General features: G+C 73.3%; 12 protein-coding genes. 11 read left to right on the top strand and 1 reads right to left on the bottom strand.

Going from position 1 to position 16,825, the window contains the following annotated elements:
- Position 1 precedes the first annotated feature (1 nt).
- On the top strand, positions 2-2,191 hold the full coding sequence (gene mrdA, locus ACF1BH_RS19640) for a penicillin-binding protein 2 (RefSeq protein WP_391643741.1): 2,190 nt from the start codon (positions 2-4) through the stop codon (positions 2,189-2,191).
- Positions 2,188-3,402 (top strand): rod shape-determining protein RodA, encoded by a 1,215-nt coding sequence (gene rodA, locus ACF1BH_RS19635; RefSeq protein WP_391643739.1) that lies wholly within the window; start codon positions 2,188-2,190, stop codon positions 3,400-3,402. The genes mrdA and rodA overlap by 4 nt, the downstream gene beginning before the upstream one ends.
- Here the strand turns inward: rodA and ACF1BH_RS19630 are convergent.
- Positions 3,312-3,845 carry an ATP-binding protein gene (locus ACF1BH_RS19630; protein WP_391643737.1) on the bottom strand — a complete coding sequence of 178 codons (534 nt, stop codon included), beginning with the start codon at positions 3,843-3,845 and terminating at the stop codon, positions 3,312-3,314. The two genes, rodA and ACF1BH_RS19630, sit on opposite strands and share 91 nt — an antisense overlap.
- A gap of 347 nt (positions 3,846-4,192) precedes the next feature.
- On the opposite strand from ACF1BH_RS19630, the gene ACF1BH_RS19625 reads away from it, so the two are divergent.
- From ACF1BH_RS19625 to obgE, 9 genes are all read left to right on the top strand, one after another.
- Positions 4,193-5,824 (top strand): CHAD domain-containing protein, encoded by a 1,632-nt coding sequence (locus tag ACF1BH_RS19625; RefSeq protein ID WP_391643735.1) that lies wholly within the window; start codon positions 4,193-4,195, stop codon positions 5,822-5,824.
- 200 nt (positions 5,825-6,024) lie between these two features.
- Positions 6,025-7,953, top strand: coding sequence for a TIGR03960 family B12-binding radical SAM protein (locus ACF1BH_RS19620; RefSeq protein ID WP_391643733.1), 1,929 nt, complete (start codon positions 6,025-6,027; stop codon positions 7,951-7,953).
- Positions 7,954-8,129: 176 nt separating this feature from the next.
- Positions 8,130-8,681 (top strand): GNAT family N-acetyltransferase, encoded by a 552-nt coding sequence (locus ACF1BH_RS19615; RefSeq protein ID WP_391643731.1) that lies wholly within the window; start codon positions 8,130-8,132, stop codon positions 8,679-8,681.
- 47 nt (positions 8,682-8,728) lie between these two features.
- On the top strand, positions 8,729-9,463 hold the full coding sequence (locus tag ACF1BH_RS19610; RefSeq protein ID WP_391643729.1) for a hypothetical protein: 735 nt from the start codon (positions 8,729-8,731) through the stop codon (positions 9,461-9,463).
- 147 nt (positions 9,464-9,610) lie between these two features.
- Positions 9,611-10,414: a TIGR03936 family radical SAM-associated protein gene (locus ACF1BH_RS19605; protein ID WP_391643727.1), complete on the top strand. Its 804-nt coding sequence runs from the start codon at positions 9,611-9,613 to the stop codon at positions 10,412-10,414.
- Between the two features lie 216 nt (positions 10,415-10,630).
- Positions 10,631-14,404, top strand: coding sequence for a ribonuclease E/G (locus tag ACF1BH_RS19600; RefSeq protein ID WP_391643725.1), 3,774 nt, complete (start codon positions 10,631-10,633; stop codon positions 14,402-14,404).
- A gap of 228 nt (positions 14,405-14,632) precedes the next feature.
- Positions 14,633-14,953 carry a 50S ribosomal protein L21 gene (rplU, locus tag ACF1BH_RS19595; RefSeq protein ID WP_030283879.1) on the top strand — a complete coding sequence of 107 codons (321 nt, stop codon included), beginning with the start codon at positions 14,633-14,635 and terminating at the stop codon, positions 14,951-14,953.
- Between the two features lie 14 nt (positions 14,954-14,967).
- Positions 14,968-15,225 (top strand): 50S ribosomal protein L27, encoded by a 258-nt coding sequence (gene rpmA / locus ACF1BH_RS19590; RefSeq protein WP_009717948.1) that lies wholly within the window; start codon positions 14,968-14,970, stop codon positions 15,223-15,225.
- 135 nt (positions 15,226-15,360) lie between these two features.
- The gene (obgE, locus tag ACF1BH_RS19585; RefSeq protein WP_391643722.1) at positions 15,361-16,797 is read left to right on the top strand and encodes a GTPase ObgE; all 1,437 of its coding nucleotides are present in this window, start codon (positions 15,361-15,363) and stop codon (positions 16,795-16,797) included.
- Positions 16,798-16,825 lie beyond the last annotated feature (28 nt).

The raw sequence follows: 16,825 nt of genomic DNA, 5'->3' as shown, positions 1-16,825 counted from the left end.
CGTGAGCAACATTCCTGAGACCGGCCGGACCTCCCGCGTCACCGCCCGGCTCGTCGCGATCCAGATCCTCGTCTTCTCCCTCCTGCTCACCCTCGGCGGCCGCCTCTGGTACCTCCAGATCCGCAACGGCCAGGAGTACGCGAGCAAGGCCCGCAGCAACCACGTCCAGCAGGTCGTCGACCCGGCGACCCGCGGTTCGATCCTCGACGCCCGCGGGGTGCCGCTCGCCGACAACGAGACCCGGCTGGTGGTCTCCGCCAGCCGCACCGAACTCCTGAAGATGAAGGACGACGGCAAGGCGGTCCTCGGCCGCCTCTCCGACGTCCTCGGCATCCCCGAGCAGGAGATCCGCAACAAGGTCCGGCTCTGCGACGCGAAGACGCCGCAGCCGTGCTGGAACGGCTCGCCGTACCAGCCCATCCCGATCACCGACAAGGCCACCACCCAGCAGGCCCTGCAGATCCGGGAGCGCTCCGAGGACTTCCCCGGCATCAGCGCCGAGCCGACCGCGGTGCGCCGCTACGCCACCCCGGCGAAGGCGCAGACCGCACAGGTCCTCGGCTATCTCTCGCCGGTCACCGACGAGGAGATCAAGAAGGCCGAGCACACCCGCTCGCCGCTGCTGCGCTCCGACCAGATCGGCCGCTCCGGTCTGGAGCGGACGTACGACAGCGCGCTGCGCGGCAAGGCCGGGGTCACCCGTTACGAGGTCGACAACCTCGGCCGGGTCATCGGCAAGGCCCACAGCGACCCGGCCGTCCCCGGCGCCAACGTCATCACCAGCATCGACGCCCGGGTGCAGGCGGTGGCGGAGAAGGAGCTGTACCAGGCGATGAAGGACGCCCGCCTGGAGCACGACAAGAACACCGGCACCAACTACAAGGCGGACGCCGGCGCCGTCGTCGTCATGGAGGCGAAGACCGGCCGCGTCGTCGCGATGGCCTCCAACCCCTCGTACGACCCGAACGCCTGGGTCGGCGGGATCTCCGCCAAGGACTACGCCAAGCTCACCGGCAAGAAGTCCAACTACCCGCTGCTCAACCGCGCCACCCAGGGGCAGGCGGCGCCCGGTTCGATCTTCAAGGTCATCTCGACCACCGCCGCCGTCAACGCGGGCTACCCGTTCAACGGGCACTACCCCTGCACCAGCTCGTTCAACATCGGCAGCCAGGTCTTCAAGAACTTCGAGTCGGAGAACTTCGGCCCGATCAGCCTCGGCCGCGCGCTGGAGGTCTCCTGCGACACGGTCTTCTACAACATCGCCTACGACCAGTGGAAGAAGGACGGCGGCAACAACCCGAAGAACCCCGCCGACTGGTTCTACAAGACGGCCCATCAGTTCGGCCTCGGCAAGAAGACCGGCATCGACCTGCCGGACGAGGTCAGCGGCCGGGTGCCGGACCGCCGCTGGAAGAAGGACTACTGGGAGGCGAACAAGACCGGCTGGTGCGCCCAGGGCAAGAACGCCGACGACTACGTCTCCAAGATCGCCCGGGAGAACTGCGAGTCCGGCATGAAGATGCGCGCCGGTGACTCCGTCAACTACTCCATCGGCCAGGGCGACACCCTCGTCACCCCGATCCAGATGGCGACGATCTACGCCGCGCTCTCCAACGGCGGCACGCTCCACGACCCGACCCTCGGCAAGGCGATCGTCAGCCCCGACGGCAAGAAGATCGAGAAGATCACGCCGAAGGCGCACGGCAAGCTGCCCGACTCCCCGGCCACGCTCAAGCAGATCGACTCGGCGCTCGCCGGCGTCGCCACCCGCGGCACCGCCGCCTGGCGCTTCCAGGGCTGGCCGCAGGAGAAGATCCCGATGCACGCCAAGACCGGTACCGCCGAGGTCTACGGCAAGCAGACGACCTCCTGGTTCGCGACGTACACCAAGGACTACGCCATCGTCATGACCATCTCCCAGGGTGGTACCGGCTCCGGCGCCTCGGGACCGGCCGTCCGCAAGATCTACAACGCGCTCTACGGCGTCGACGAGCAGGGCGGCATCGACAAGAAGGCCGCGCTGCTGCCGGCCCCCGAGTCGTCGCTGCCGGTCATCGAGCGCGACGGCACGATCCGGGCGCAGCCCGTCGAACCCGCCGAGTCCGCCGAAGACCCGTCGGCGGATCAGGCGGACGAGACGGATCAGGCGGATCAGACGGATCAGGCGGACCAGGGAGGGGACGAAGGATGACGACGAGTCCCACCTCCCGGATGTTCAACGTCCGGCGGTACGCCCCCGAGACCGGCGCCTGGGGCAAGCTGATGGACCGCGACTCGGCGGTCCGCAAACTCGACTGGCCGCTGCTGCTGTCGTGTCTGGCGCTGTCGCTGCTCGGTTCGCTGCTGATCTTCTCCGCGACCCGCAACCGCATGGAGCTGAACCACGGTGATCCGTACTACTTCTTCCTGCGGCATCTGCTGAACACCGGCATCGGCCTGGCGCTGGCCGCCGGGACGATCTGGCTCGGCCACCGCACGCTGCGCGGCGCCATCCCGGTGCTCTACGGCGTGTCGGTGGTGCTGGCGCTGCTGGTGCTGACGCCGATCGGCGCCACCATCAACGGCTCCCGGTCCTGGCTGGCGATCCCCGGTGGTTTCTCCCTGCAGCCCGCCGAGTTCGCCAAGATCACCATCACGCTGGGGATGGCGATGATCCTCGCCTCCCGGGTCGACGCGGGCGACACCCCGCACCCCGACCACCGCACCGTCGTCCAGGCACTCGGCCTCGCCGCGGTGCCCGTCCTGGTCATCCTGCTGATGCCGGACCTCGGTTCGATCATGGTGCTGGGCGCCATCATCCTCGGCGTGCTGCTCGCCTCCGGCGCCTCCAACCGCTGGATTCTCGGCCTGCTGGGCGCCGGTGTCGCGGGCTGCCTCGCGATCTGGCAGCTCAACCTCCTCGACGAGTACCAGATCGCCCGCTTCGCCGCGTTCGCCAACCCGAGCCTGGACCCGGCGGGCGTCGGCTACAACACCAACCAGGCGCGCATCGCCATCGGCGGCGGCGGGCTCACCGGCTCCGGGCTCTTCCACGGCAGCCAGACCACCGGCCAGTTCGTCCCCGAGCAGCAGACCGACTTCATCTTCACCGTCGCCGGTGAGGAGCTGGGCTTCCTCGGCGCGGGCCTGATCATCGTCCTGCTGGGCATCGTGATGTGGCGCGCCTGCCGCATCGCCCGGGAGACGTCGGAGCTGTACGGCACGATCGTCGCCGCCGGGATCATCGCGTGGTTCGCGTTCCAGGCGTTCGAGAACATCGGCATGACGCTGGGCATCATGCCGGTCACCGGTCTGCCGCTGCCGTTCGTCTCCTACGGCGGTACGTCGATGTTCGCCGTCTGGATCGCCATAGGGCTGTTGCAGTCCATCCGGGTGGAGCGGCCGGTGTCGGCCTCCCGCTGAGCCCCCGCGCGCGGGGCCCGCAGTTCGAACCAGAGCCCGGCGGGGCGGTCCGTCCCGCCGGGCTCCGCCGTGCCCCAGGCGTCCGCGAGGGCGCCGAACAGCAGCCCGGAGAGGTCCGCGGCGCCGTCGTGCCCGGCGGTCCGGGGCGCGGGCCCGCCGTGCACGCTGATCCGCACCCCGGCCGGGCCGTCGCCGGTCACCACCCGGACCAGCACGTCGGGCGCGCCGTCCGTGAGCGGGTGCGCCCGGGTGATCGCCTCGGAGGTGAGCAGGACGGCGGCGTCCCGCAGCGGCTCGGCCGGGGTGCCGCGCAGCACGGCGCGGACGAAGTCGCGGGCGGTCCGGGCGGCGGCCGGGCCGCTCGGCGCGATCAGCAGATGCGGGCGGGTACCGGTCGCGGCGCGGTCCGGCGGGCGGGCGCCGGTGGTGCGGGACGGGGGCACGGGTTCTCCCTTCCGGGAGGTCGGCCGCCGGGGCCGCGCGGGCGCCGGCGGACGGACGGCATCGGGTGGGCCGGACGACGGCGTCGGACCCTCCGCCTCCGGACCTCGCACACCGTAATTCGAGGCGGCGCGGGGCGATCCGCGCCCCGGTGGGCGCGCCGTCGTCAGGCGGGGCGCACGGGGGCGCGGAACGGTGGCGCACGGCGGGAAGCGCGCCGGTGCCCGGCGCCCCGGCGCGGAGTCCGGGTGCCGGGTGCGTCCGGCCACTGCCGCGCGGGGCGTCCGCCGGGCCGTCGCCGGGGCCGGACGGGCGGCGTGCTCCGGGCCGGGGTTCTAGATTCGGAGGTATGGCGCGCACCGTGCGGGAGACCGAGCGGAAGTACGACGCCGCCGACGGCGTCCGGCTCCCGGATCCGGCCGCCGTCGCGGGCGTCGCCGCCGCGCAGCCGGGCGGCGTCACCGCCCTCGACGCGCGCTACTACGACACCGGGGACCACCGTCTGGCCGCGGACGGCCTCACCCTGCGCCGCCGCACCGGTGGCCCCGACCCCGGCTGGCACCTGAAGCTCCCGGTGGGCCCGGACGTCCGCGACGAGATCCGCGCCCCGCTCGCCGACACCGTCCCGCCCGAACTGGCCGCCCTCGTACGCTCCCGGGTGCGCGGCGCCGCGCTGGTCCCGGTGATGCGGCTGCGGACCCGGCGTGAGGTGACGGTGCTGACCGACACCGCGGGGACGCCCCTCGCGGAGCTGGCGTACGACGAGGTCCGCGCCGAGCGCCCGGACGGCGCCCACGCGTCCTGGCACGAGGTGGAGGCCGAACTGGCGCCCGGCGCCGCCCCCGAGCTGCTGGACGCGCTGGACACCTGGCTGCGGGCCGCGGGGCTGACGCCGGGGGCGTACCCGTCGAAGCTCGCCCGGGCGCTGGTGGTGACGGGGTCGGGGGAGGCGCACCGGGACGGACCGGAAGCCTGCCGGGAGGAGGGGCCAGGCCGGCGGGAGGCGCCCCGTACCCCTCGGGAAGCCTCGCGGAAGGATCCGGCCGGCCGGCGGAAGAAGCCCGCCCGCAAGGGCGGCTCCGGGCGCCCGGGGAGCGGCGCCCCCGCGGCCACCGCCGGGGACACCGTCCTCGCGTACCTCGGGGACCAGCTCCGGGCGATCGTCGCGCTCGACCCCGCGGTCCGCCGCGAGCTGCCCGACGCGGTGCACCGGATGCGGGTCGCCACCCGCCGGGCGCGCGGTGCCCTGCGCTCCTACCGCCGGCTGCTCGACCGGTCGGTGACCGACCCCGTCGTCGCCGAACTCTCGTGGCTGGCAGGGGAGTTGGGGGTCGACCGGGACCGTGAGGTGCTGACCGCGCGGATCGGTGACGGGGTCGCCGCACTGCCGCGGGAGCTGTGCGCGGGGCCGGTACGCGCCCGGGTGCGCACCTGGGCCCGGCCCCGCCCCGGCGCCGCCCGGCGGCTGACCGCGGTGCTCGACAGCCACCGCTATCTGACGCTGCTCGACACCCTGGAACGGCTGCTCGCCGACCCGCCGCTGCGCCCCGCCGCCGCCCGCGCGCCCGGCGAGGAACTGCCCCGGGCGCTGCGCAAGGACTTCCGGCGGCTCTCCGGCCGGATGCGCCGTGCCCTGGAGACCCCGCCCGGGCCGGAGCGGGACCGGGCGCTGCACGAGGCCCGTAAGGCGGCCAAGCGTTTCCGGTACGGCGCGGAGGCGGCCCGCCCGGCGCTGGGCCGGACCGCCGCCCGGTGTGTGCGCCGCGCCACCGCCCTCCAGGACGTGCTCGGCGAGCACCACGACACCGTGGTGACCCGCGAGACCCTGCGTGACCTGGCCGACCGGGCGCACGCGGCGGGGGAGAGCGCCTTCACCCACGGTCTGCTCCACGGCCGCCAGGAGGCGCTGGCGGCGGCGTGCGAGGAGCGCCTGCCCCGGCTCTGGAAGAAGGCCCGGAAGAAGGCGCCTCCGGGAGCGTAGGCGACCGTCCGGCGGGCCCGGACCCGCCGTGCGCCCGGGCCCCGCCGCAGGCCGGGCACCCCGGACGCCGCGGCCCGGCGCCCGCCCGCGCCCCCGTCACCCACCGCACCCCTCACCTCACCCCGGGCGCACGTCAAGGGCGCCCCTTCGGACACGTTAGGCTTGAGGGTCACCCCTGCCCGCCGACGAAAGATCCCGCGATGCCTGTCGAGTCGGTCTTCCCGCGCCTGGAGGCCCTTCTCCCGCACGTCCAGAAGCCGATCCAATATGTCGGCGGCGAGCTGAACTCCACCGTCAAGGAATGGGACGACTGCGACGTCCGCTGGTCGCTCATGTATCCGGACGCGTACGAGGTCGGCCTGCCCAACCAGGGCGTGATGATCCTTTACGAGGTGCTCAACGAGCGCGAGGGCGTCCTCGCCGAGCGCACCTACAGCGTCTGGCCGGACCTGGAGGCGCTGATGCGGGAGCACGGCGTCCCGCAGTTCACCGTCGACGCGCACCGCCCGGTCAGCGCCTTCGACGTGCTCGGTGTGTCCTTCTCCACGGAGCTGGGCTACACCAACCTCCTCACCGCCCTGGACCTCGCCGGTATCCCGATCGAGGCCAAGGACCGTACCGAGGACCACCCGCTGATCCTCGCGGGCGGCCACGCCGCGTTCAATCCGGAGCCCATCGCGGACTTCCTGGACTGCGCGGTCGTCGGCGACGGCGAGCAGGCGGTCCTGGAGATCACCGACATCATCCGGGCGTGGAAGAACGAGGGCCGCCCCGGCGGCCGTGACGAACTGCTCTTCCGCCTCGCGAAGACCGGCAACGTCTACGTCCCCAAGTTCTACGACGTCGAGTACCTGGCCGACGGGCGGATCTCCCGCGTCGTGCCCAACCGCTCCGGCGTCCCGTGGCGGGTGTCCAAGCACACCGTCATGGACCTCGACGAGTGGCCCTACCCCAAGCAGCCGCTCGTCCCCCTGGCCGAGACCGTCCACGAGCGGATGTCGGTCGAGATCTTCCGTGGCTGCACCCGCGGCTGCCGTTTCTGCCAGGCCGGCATGATCACGCGTCCCGTCCGGGAGCGAAGCATCACCGGCATCGGCGAGATGGTGGACAAGGGCCTCAAGGCCACGGGATTCGAGGAGGTCGGCCTGTTGTCGCTGTCCTCCGCGGACCACACCGAGATCGGTGACGTCGCCAAGGGCCTCGCCGACCGGTACGAGGAGGACAAGATCGGCTTGTCCCTCCCCTCCACCCGGGTCGACGCGTTCAACATCGACCTGGCCAACGAGCTGACGCGCAACGGCCGTCGCTCGGGACTGACCTTCGCGCCCGAGGGCGGCTCGGAGCGCATCCGCAAGGTCATCAACAAGATGGTCTCGGAAGAGGACCTGATCCGCACCGTCTCCACGGCGTACGGCAACGGCTGGCGCCAGGTGAAGCTGTACTTCATGTGCGGGCTGCCCACCGAGACCGACGAGGACGTCCTCCAGATCGGCGACATGGCGGTCAACGTCATCGCCGAGGGCCGCAAGGTCTCCGGACAGAACGACATCCGCTGCACGGTCTCCATCGGCGGGTTCGTCCCCAAGCCGCACACGCCGTTCCAGTGGGCCCCGCAGCTCTCCGCCGAGGAGACCGACGCCCGTCTCGCCAAGCTGCGCGACAAGATCCGCGGCGACAAGAAGTACGGCCGCTCCATCGGCTTCCGCTACCACGACGGCAAGCCCGGCATCGTCGAGGGCCTGCTCTCCCGCGGTGACCGCCGCGTCGGCGCCGTCATCCGCGCCGTCTACGAGGGCGGCGGCCGTTTCGACGGCTGGCGCGAGTACTTCTCGTACGACCGCTGGATGGCGGCGGCGGAGAAGACGCTGCCGGACTTCGGCGTCGACGTCGCCTGGTACACCACCCGCGAGCGCACCTACGAGGAGGTCCTGCCCTGGGACCACCTCGACTCCGGTCTCGACAAGGACTGGCTCTGGGAGGACTGGCAGGACGCCCTCGACGAGACCGAGGTCGAGGACTGCCGCTGGTCCCCGTGTTTCGACTGCGGCGTCTGCCCGCAGCTCGACCTGGACATCCAGATCGGCCCGACCGGCAAGAAGCTGCTGCCGCTCTCGGTGGTCAAGAAGTAGCCGCGCGGGTGGGGGAGTTGCCCGTCGGCGACTCCCCAAGTGGCCGCCTAACGGCGGGAGTTGGTGCCGCCGACTCCCCGAGTGGCCACGCGGATAAGGCAGTTCGGCCCGGCATCGCACACCGCGATGCCGGGCCGTTCCCGTTCCTGCGCACCGGGTTCCTGCACACTGGGGCGATGCCGCCCCGTCTCACCGCACCCGGCGTCCGCGTCCACGCGTCCTTCCTCGCCGCCATGGCGGAGCTGCGCGCCGAGGGGCGCGGCGACCCCGGCGACGGTTCGGCCGTCGGCCGCGACCTGCGGGAGTACGGCGACCGCTGGCACGACCCCGCCGTCTTCGCCGCGTACACCGCCCGCCTCCGCGCCGCCGGCGGGGAGACCGGCGACGACCGCATCCCCTGCGACCACCTCTGGTACACCGACGGCCCCGCCTACCTCGGCGGACTGCGCCTGCGCCACCGCCTGAACGACTTCCTGCTCAGCCACGGCGGCCACATCGGCTACGACGTCCGGCCCACCGCCCGCCGCCGCGGCCACGCCACCGCGATGCTCCGCGCCGCCCTGCCCCGCGCCCGCGCGCTCGGCCTCGAACAGGTGCTGATCACCTGCGATGCCACCAACACCGCCTCCCGTAAGGTCATCGAGGCGTGCGGCGGGGAGTTCGAGGACCGGCGCGGGGCGAAGCTCCGCTTCTGGGCGCCGACGGGGGAGACGCCCCGCCTCCCCTGAGGCCGCACGGGAGCGACAGCGGCACGGAAAAACCGGGGGAACGGCGCATGACACACGGCAGCGGCATACCGAAGGGCGCGGCGCCCGCCGGCACCTCCGCACCGGGCTGCTGCCTCGCCCGGCTCCTCGCGGTGCCCGTGGTGATCGTCATGGTGCCGCTCCGGCTGCTGTGGGACGCACTGCGCTGGACCGCCCGGAACGTCCTCGCCCCCGTCGGCCGGTGGCTGTACGAGTGGGTCCTCGCGCCGGTGGGCCGGGCGGCGGCCTGGCTCTTCCACCACCTGGTCGTGGTCCCGGTGGCGTTCCTGTTCCGGTATCTGGTCGGGGTCCCCGCCTGTTGGCTGTACCGCTGGGTCTTCACCCCGCTCGGCCGGGCGGCGGTCTGGCTGCTCCACCACGGACTGGTGATTCCGGCCCGCTTCCTGGCCCGGTATCTGATCGTCGTCCCCGCCCGCTGGACGTACCGCCGGATCCTCGCCCCGCTCTTCCGGTGGCTCGTGGTGATCCCCGCCACCGCCGTGTGGCAGCACGTACTGCGGCCGGTGCTGGCCGCACTGGGGGTGTTCCTCGCCGGCTGCTGGCGGATCGCCGGGCGGATCTCCCGGGCCGCCGGCCGGGGCCTCGCCTTCCTCTGGCGGTGGCTGGTGGCCCGCCCGTCGCGATGGCTGTACCGCTCGGTGTTCACTCCGCTGGGCCATGGACTGCGGGCCGTTCTCGGGCCGCCGCTGCGGCTGGCGCGGGACGCCGCCCGCGAGGTCCGCCGCTCCCTCTTCGGCGCCTGAGACCGGCCCCCGGAGCCGGCCGGAGCGCACCGCGGGGAACCAGCGGTGCGCAGGGCACGTACTCTTGGTAGCAGTACGACCGCACTCACGAAGGACTGAACGACACTGGGCAAGCGACAGCCCGAAGGCCCGCCGCCCGCACCGGCGGTGCAGCGCATCCGTCTGCGCTACACCAAGCGCGGCCGCCTCCGGTTCACCAGCCACCGCGACTTCCAGCGCGCTTTCGAGCGGGCGCTGCGCCGCGCCGAGGTCCCCATGGCCTACTCGGCGGGCTTCACCCCGCACCCCAAGGTGTCGTACGCCAACGCCGCCCCGACGGGTACGGGCAGTGAGGCCGAGTACCTGGAGATCCAGCTCACCCAGGAGCGCGACCCCGCGACCCTGCGGGCGCTGCTGGACGCGTCGCTGCCTACGGGCCTCGACGTGACCGACGCCGTGGAGGCGCGGACCAGCGGACTCGCCGACCGGCTCCAGGCCTCGGTCTGGGAGATCCGGCTCGACGGCGTCGAGCCGGCGGAGGCCGAGCGGGCCGCGGCGGCGTTCCTCGCCGCCGCGGAGGTGCAGGTCGAGCGCCGCACGAAGAACGGTATGCGCGCCTTCGACGCGCGGGCCGCGGTCCGCGCGCTGGAGGTCTCGGCCACCGAGGGCGATAGGCCCGACGGCAAAGCCTGTGCGATACTGCGGCTGGTTGTTCGGCATGTGACACCTGCCGTTCGACCCGACGACGTCCTGTCCGGCCTCCGAGCCGCGGCCGACCTGGCGCCGCCGGTCCCCGCAGCGGTGACCAGGCTGGCGCAGGGGCTGCTCGATGAGGAGACCGGCGCGGTGACCGACCCGCTGGCGCCCGACCGCGACGCTGCCACGGCCGCCCCATCCACGGCCGCCGGGCCACGTGCCGCGACGGTGACGAGCGGGGGCAGCCCGGCCGATGCCGGGCACGGCACCGCGTAGAGCGCCGTCGTCGCGTCGCCGACCAACCAGGGAGCCACCCCGGTGCGGCAGACGCACTGACCAGGAGACTTTCGCCGGCCCCGGACCACGGGCCCGGCGAGCGAGACGACAGCTCCCGTGCGGCGCCCGCGCCCCGGACCGCAGAGCCGCGCCACGACGCGGCGCTGCGGCCGGACCAGGCCCGGCGCCCGGGAGCGTGACGGGAGAACCGCCCGCATGCTCGAACCCATTGAGCCCACCGCACCCGCGCCGTCCACGGACCGTGGCGCGGACGACAACAATTCCCCCAGCGACACGCTGCCGCCGCGCCGCAGGCGCCGTGCGGCTTCCCGCCCGGCCGGCCCGCCGCAGGGCGCCGGAGCCACCGCCGTGGTGAGCGACGCCGCCCAGGAGCCGCCGCAGCCCTCCGAGGCGCCCGCCGCGGAGGCACCCGCCGCCGAGGCCGCGCCCGCCCGTCCGCGCCGCCGTGCCACCCGTAAGGCCACCGCCCCGGCCGGTGCCCCGCAGCCCGCCGCCGAGGCCGCCGCCGAGGCGCCCGCGCCGCAGGCCGAGGCCGCACCGGTGACCGAGGCGCCCGCCGAGGACGCCGAGCCGCGCGCCCGTACCCGCCGCCGTGCGACCCGTAAGGCCACCGCGCCCGCCGGTGCCCCGCAGGGCGCGGACGAGACCCCGCGGGTCACCGAGGCGCCCGCCGCCGAGGCCCCGGCCGAGGAAGCGCCCGCCACGGAGGCACCCGCCGCCGAGGCCGCGCCCGCCCGTCCGCGCCGCCGTGCGACCCGTAAGGCCACCGCCCCGGCCGGCGCCCCGCGCGCCGCCGAGGAGGCCCCGGTCGCGGAGGCGCCGGCCGCCGCGCCGGCCGAGGAGGCGCCGCAGGCCGTCGAGGAGGCGCCCGCGCCCCGGGCCCGCCGCCGTGCGACCCGTAAGGCCACCGCGCCGGCCGGTGCCCCGCAGGGCGCCGAGGAGACCCCGAAGGCCGCCGAGGAGACCCCGGCCGAGCCGAAGGCCGAGGCCGACGAGGCGCCCCGCCGCCGGGCCCGCCGCCGTGGCGAGCGGGCCGCCGAGCCCGTCACCGAGGCGCCCGCTGCCAAGAAGGCGCCCGCCGCCGAGGAGGCGCCCGCCAAGGAGGCCCCGGCCCGTGGCCGCCGCCGTGCGCAGCGTCCGCCGACGGCCGTCTTCCAGGCGCCGGTCTTCGCCGAGCCGATGTTCCAGACCCCGGAGACCGCGGCCGCTGCCGCCGCCGCGGCCCGCCGCGAGGAGGAGGCCGCCGCCGCGGTCGAGCCCGAGCAGCCGCAGGAGGAGCAGCCGGCCGGCCGTCGCCGCCGTCGCCGCGCCGAGCGGGTCGCCGAGCCCGTCGCCGCCGCGCCCGCCGAGGAGCCGGAGGAGAGCGCCGAGGAGGCCGAGGAGGCCGAGGAGGCCGCCGGGCAGCGTGAGGCCGCGCACGACGACGAGTCGGGCGACCGCCCCTCGCGCCGCCGTCGCCGCGGTGGCCGCCGCCGTCGCCGCGGTGAGTCCGCCGACGCGGACGAGCAGGCCGCCGAGGCGCCCGAGCAGGAGCAGGAGGGCGCCGAGGACGAGGAGCCCGCCGAGGAGCCGGGCGCCGAGGAGCAGGCGGAGGCCGAGGAGCCGTCCGGCGGTTCCAGCAGCAGCCGTCGCCGCCGTCGCCGCCGCCGTCGCAGCGGGGACGCCGACGGGGGCGAGGCCCACAACGGCGACGACCCCGAGCGCACCGTCGTCAAGGTCCGCGAGCCGCGTGAGCGCAAGGCGGAGTCCACCAGCAGCGACGAGGTCCAGTCCATCAAGGGCTCGACGCGTCTGGAGGCGAAGAAGCAGCGCCGCCGCGAGGGCCGCGAGCAGGGCCGCCGCCGGGTGCCGATCATCACCGAGGCGGAGTTCCTGGCGCGCCGCGAGGCCGTCGAGCGGGTCATGGTCGTCCGCCAGAGCGGCGAGCGCACCCAGATCGGCGTGCTGGAGGACAACGTCCTCGTCGAGCACTTCGTCAACAAGGAGCAGTCGACCTCGTACGTCGGCAACGTCTACCTCGGCAAGGTGCAGAACGTCCTGCCGTCGATGGAGGCCGCCTTCGTCGACATCGGCAAGGGCCGCAACGCCGTGCTGTACGCGGGCGAGGTCAACTTCGAGGCGCTCGGCATGGGCAACGGCCCGCGCCGCATCGAGACCGCACTCAAGTCCGGCCAGTCCGTGCTGGTGCAGGTCACCAAGGACCCCATCGGCCACAAGGGCGCCCGCCTGACCAGCCAGGTCTCGCTGCCCGGCCGCTACCTCGTCTACGTGCCCGAGGGCTCGATGACGGGCATCAGCCGCAAGCTGCCCGACACCGAGCGCGCCCGGCTGAAGCAGATCCTCAAGAAGATCGTTCCCGAGGACGCGGGCGTCATCGTCCGTACCGCCGCGGAGGGCGCCAGCGAGGACGAGCTCCGCCGTGATGTGGAGCGCCTCCAGGCGCAGTGGGAGGAGATCCAGAAGAAGGCGAAGACGCCCTCGACGAGCGCGCCGAGCCTGCTCTACGGCGAGCCGGACATGACCGTCCGGGTCGTCCGCGACATCTTCAACGAGGACTTCTCGAAGGTCATCGTCAGCGGTGACGACGCCTGGGAGACCATCCACGGCTACGTCTCGCACGTCGCGCCGGACCTCACCGACCGGCTCCAGAAGTGGACGTCGGACGTGGACGTCTTCGCGACGTACCGGATCGACGAGCAGCTGATGAAGGCGCTGGACCGCAAGGTCTGGCTGCCCAGCGGTGGTTCGCTGGTGATCGACAAGACCGAAGCGATGGTCGTGATCGACGTCAACACCGGCAAGTTCACCGGTCAGGGCGGCAACCTCGAAGAGACCGTGACGAGGAACAACCTCGAAGCGGCCGAGGAGATCGTCCGCCAGCTGCGCCTGCGCGACCTCGGCGGCATCGTCGTCATCGACTTCATCGACATGGTCCTGGAGTCCAACCGCGACCTGGTGCTGCGGCGGATGCTGGAGTGCCTGGGCCGCGACCGGACGAAGCACCAGGTGGCCGAGGTCACCTCGCTGGGCCTGGTCCAGATGACCCGTAAGCGGGTCGGCCAGGGCCTGCTGGAGTCGTTCTCCGAGTCCTGCGTCCACTGCAACGGCCGCGGCGTCATCGTCCACATGGACCAGCCGACGTCGGCCGGCGGTGGCGGCAAGCGCAAGAAGAAGGGCAAGGGCGGCGGCGAGCGCCACGACCACCACGAGCAGGTGGCCGAGCAGCCCGCGGAGCCGGTGGCCGAGCAGCCCGAGGCGCCCGAGCTGGAGCCCGCGCCGGTGACCGAGGCGGAGCTGCAGCCCGCGGTGGCCGACGCCGACGAGTGGTTCAGCAGCCCGGCCGAGGCCGAGGCGGCCGCCGCCTCGCGTGGCCGTGGCCGCCGCCGGGCGAGCCGGAAGGCGTCCGCCCCGGCGGGCGCGCCGAAGGCCGCCGAGGCCGCCGCGATCGTGGTGCCGGTGGCGGAGACCGCCCCGGAGCCCGAGGCGGCTCCCGAGCCGGAGCCCGAGGCGCCCGCCGCCCCGGAGCCCGCGTCGGCCCGTCCGCGCCGCCGTGCGACCCGTAAGGTGTCCGCCCCGGCGGGCTCCCCGCAGGCCGCCGAGGCGACGGTCGTCGTGGTCGAGGCCCCGGAGGCCGCCGAGGTCCCCGCGGAGCCGGTCCAGGCTCCGGTGGAGGCCGTCGAGGCGCCCGTCGAGGCCCCGGCCGAGGAGGCGCCCGCCGCCAGGAAGACGGCGAAGAAGGCGGCGGCGAAGAAGACCGCCGCGAAGAAGACGGCCGCGAAGAAGACCGCGGCCAAGAAGACGACGGCGACGAAGAAGGCGGCGGCGAAGAAGACCACCACCGCCAAGACGGCCACCGCCAAGAAGACGGCGAAGAAGACGACCGCGAAGAAGACCACGGCGAAGAAGACGACGGCGAAGAAGGCGGCGGCCAAGAAGACCGCTGCCGCCGAGCCCGCCGCGGAGGACTGACGGTCCAGGCCGTGCCCCGGGTCGGTGACGACCCGGGGCCGGTTTGACCCCCAGGTCAAGGCCCCGTAACCTTGACCGTCGGTGTCTGTGACGCCAAACCCCTGAGCAAACACCTCCTGGCTCTCCGCCGGGGGAGGCCGCTCGTCCACTCGGATTTCACGGGAGTCTCCCAAGCCCGTGTGAGCGGCTGGCATCAGAGGATCCGTTTCCAGCGAAGGAGAGTTCCGCGTGTACGCGATCGTGCGCACCGGCGGACGCCAGCAGAAGGTTTCTGTCGGCGACGTCATCGAGATTGACCGCATTTCGACCAGCAAGGTCGGCGACACCGTCGAGCTCTCGACGCTGCTGGTCGTCGACGGCGAGTCGGTCACCAGCGACCCGTGGGTCCTGGCCGGCGTGAAGGTCCAGGGCGAGGTCGTCGACCACCACAAGGGCGACAAGATCCGGATCCAGAAGTACAAGAACAAGACCGGCTACAAGAAGCGGATCGGCCACCGCCAGCTCCACACGGCGCTGAAGATCACCGGCATCGACGCTCCGGCGAAGTAAGGGACTGAGGAGACATGGCACACAAGAAGGGCGCATCGTCCACTCGGAACGGTCGCGATTCCAATGCTCAGCGGCTCGGCGTGAAGCGCTTCGGCGGTCAGGCCGTCAACGCCGGTGAGATCCTGGTCCGCCAGCGTGGCACCCACTTCCACCCGGGCACGGGCGTCGGTCGCGGCGGCGACGACACCCTGTTCGCCCTGGCCGCGGGCGCGGTGCAGTTCGGCACCCACCGTGGTCGCAAGGTCGTGAACATCGTTCCGGTCGCTGAGTGATCAGCAGCCGGGCGACAGCTCAGCAGTAGCACCACTCCGAGGGCGGACCGCCTTTCTCGCACGTGCGGGAAGGCCGGTCCGCCCTTGGCGTGTTAGTACAGAGACATTCCCGTAGTTATCTGGAGGCACCTCACCATGACCACCTTCGTGGACCGCGTCGAACTGCATGTCGCCGCGGGTAACGGAGGCCACGGCGTGGCCTCCGTGATGCGGGAGAAGTTCAAGCCGCTCGGCGGGCCCGACGGCGGCAACGGCGGGCGCGGCGGCGATGTGATCCTCGTCGTCGACCAGGACGTCACCACGCTTCTCGAATACCACCACCACCCGCACCGCAAGGCCACCAACGGCCAGCCGGGCGCCGGTGACCACCGCGCCGGGAAGAACGGCCAGGACCTGATCCTGCCGGTTCCGGACGGCACGGTCGTCATGGACCGCAAGGGCAACGTCCTCGCCGACCTCGTCGGGCAGGGCACCACTTTCATCGCGGGGCAGGGCGGCCGAGGTGGTCTCGGCAACGCCGCGCTGGCGTCGGCGCGCCGCAAGGCGCCCGGTTTCGCGCTGCTCGGCGAGCCCGGTGAGGCCCGCGACATCGTGCTGGAGCTGAAGACCGTCGCGGATGTCGCGCTGGTCGGCTTCCCGAGCGCCGGCAAGTCCTCGCTGATCTCGGTGCTGTCGGCGGCCAAGCCGAAGATCGCGGACTACCCGTTCACCACGCTCGTCCCCAACCTCGGTGTGGTGACGGCCGGTTCGACCGTCTACACCATCGCGGACGTGCCCGGTCTGATCCCCGGCGCCAGCCAGGGCAAGGGGCTGGGCCTGGAGTTCCTGCGCCATGTGGAGCGCTGCGAGGTGCTGGTCCACGTCCTGGACACCGCCACGCTGGAGTCGGACCGTGACCCGCTCTCCGACCTCGACATGATCGAGGCGGAGCTGGCGCAGTACGGCGGTCTGGAGAACCGGCCGCGGATCGTCGTCCTCAACAAGGTCGACATCCCCGACGGCCAGGACCTCGCCGACATGATCCGCGGCGATCTGGAGGAGCGCGGTTTCCGTGTCTTCGAGGTGTCGGCCGTCGCCCGGCAGGGCCTGAAGGAGCTGTCGTACGCGCTCGCCGAGATCGTGGCGCAGGCGCGTGCCGCCAAGCCGGTGCAGGAGGCGACCCGGATCGTCATCCGGCCCAAGGCGGTGGACGACTCCGGCTTCACGGTCACCGAGGAGGGCGACCACTTCTACCGGGTGCGCGGCGAGAAGCCGGAGCGCTGGGTGCGGCAGACGGACTTCAACAACGACGAGGCGGTCGGCTACCTCGCGGACCGGCTCAACCGCCTCGGCGTCGAGGACGCGCTGCTCAAGGCCGGCGCGCACACCGGCGACGGCGTGGCGATCGGCCCCGAGGACAACGCCGTGGTCTTCGACTGGGAGCCGACGATGGCCGCCGGTGCGGAGATGCTCGGCCGCCGCGGTGAGGACCACCGTATGGAGGCGCCGCGGCCCGCCGCGCAGCGCCGCCGCGACCGCGATGCGGCGCGGGATGACGCGGAGCAGGAGTACGACGGCTTCCGCCCGTTCTGACGGTGATCGCCGAAGGCCCCGGGAGGCG

Source organism: Streptomyces sp. NPDC014733 (genome assembly GCF_043083385.1).
Lineage (GTDB): Bacteria > Actinomycetota > Actinomycetes > Streptomycetales > Streptomycetaceae > Streptomyces.
The sequence above is the reverse complement of the archived record's forward strand: the minus strand, read 5'-3'. Positions and strand labels throughout refer to the sequence as shown.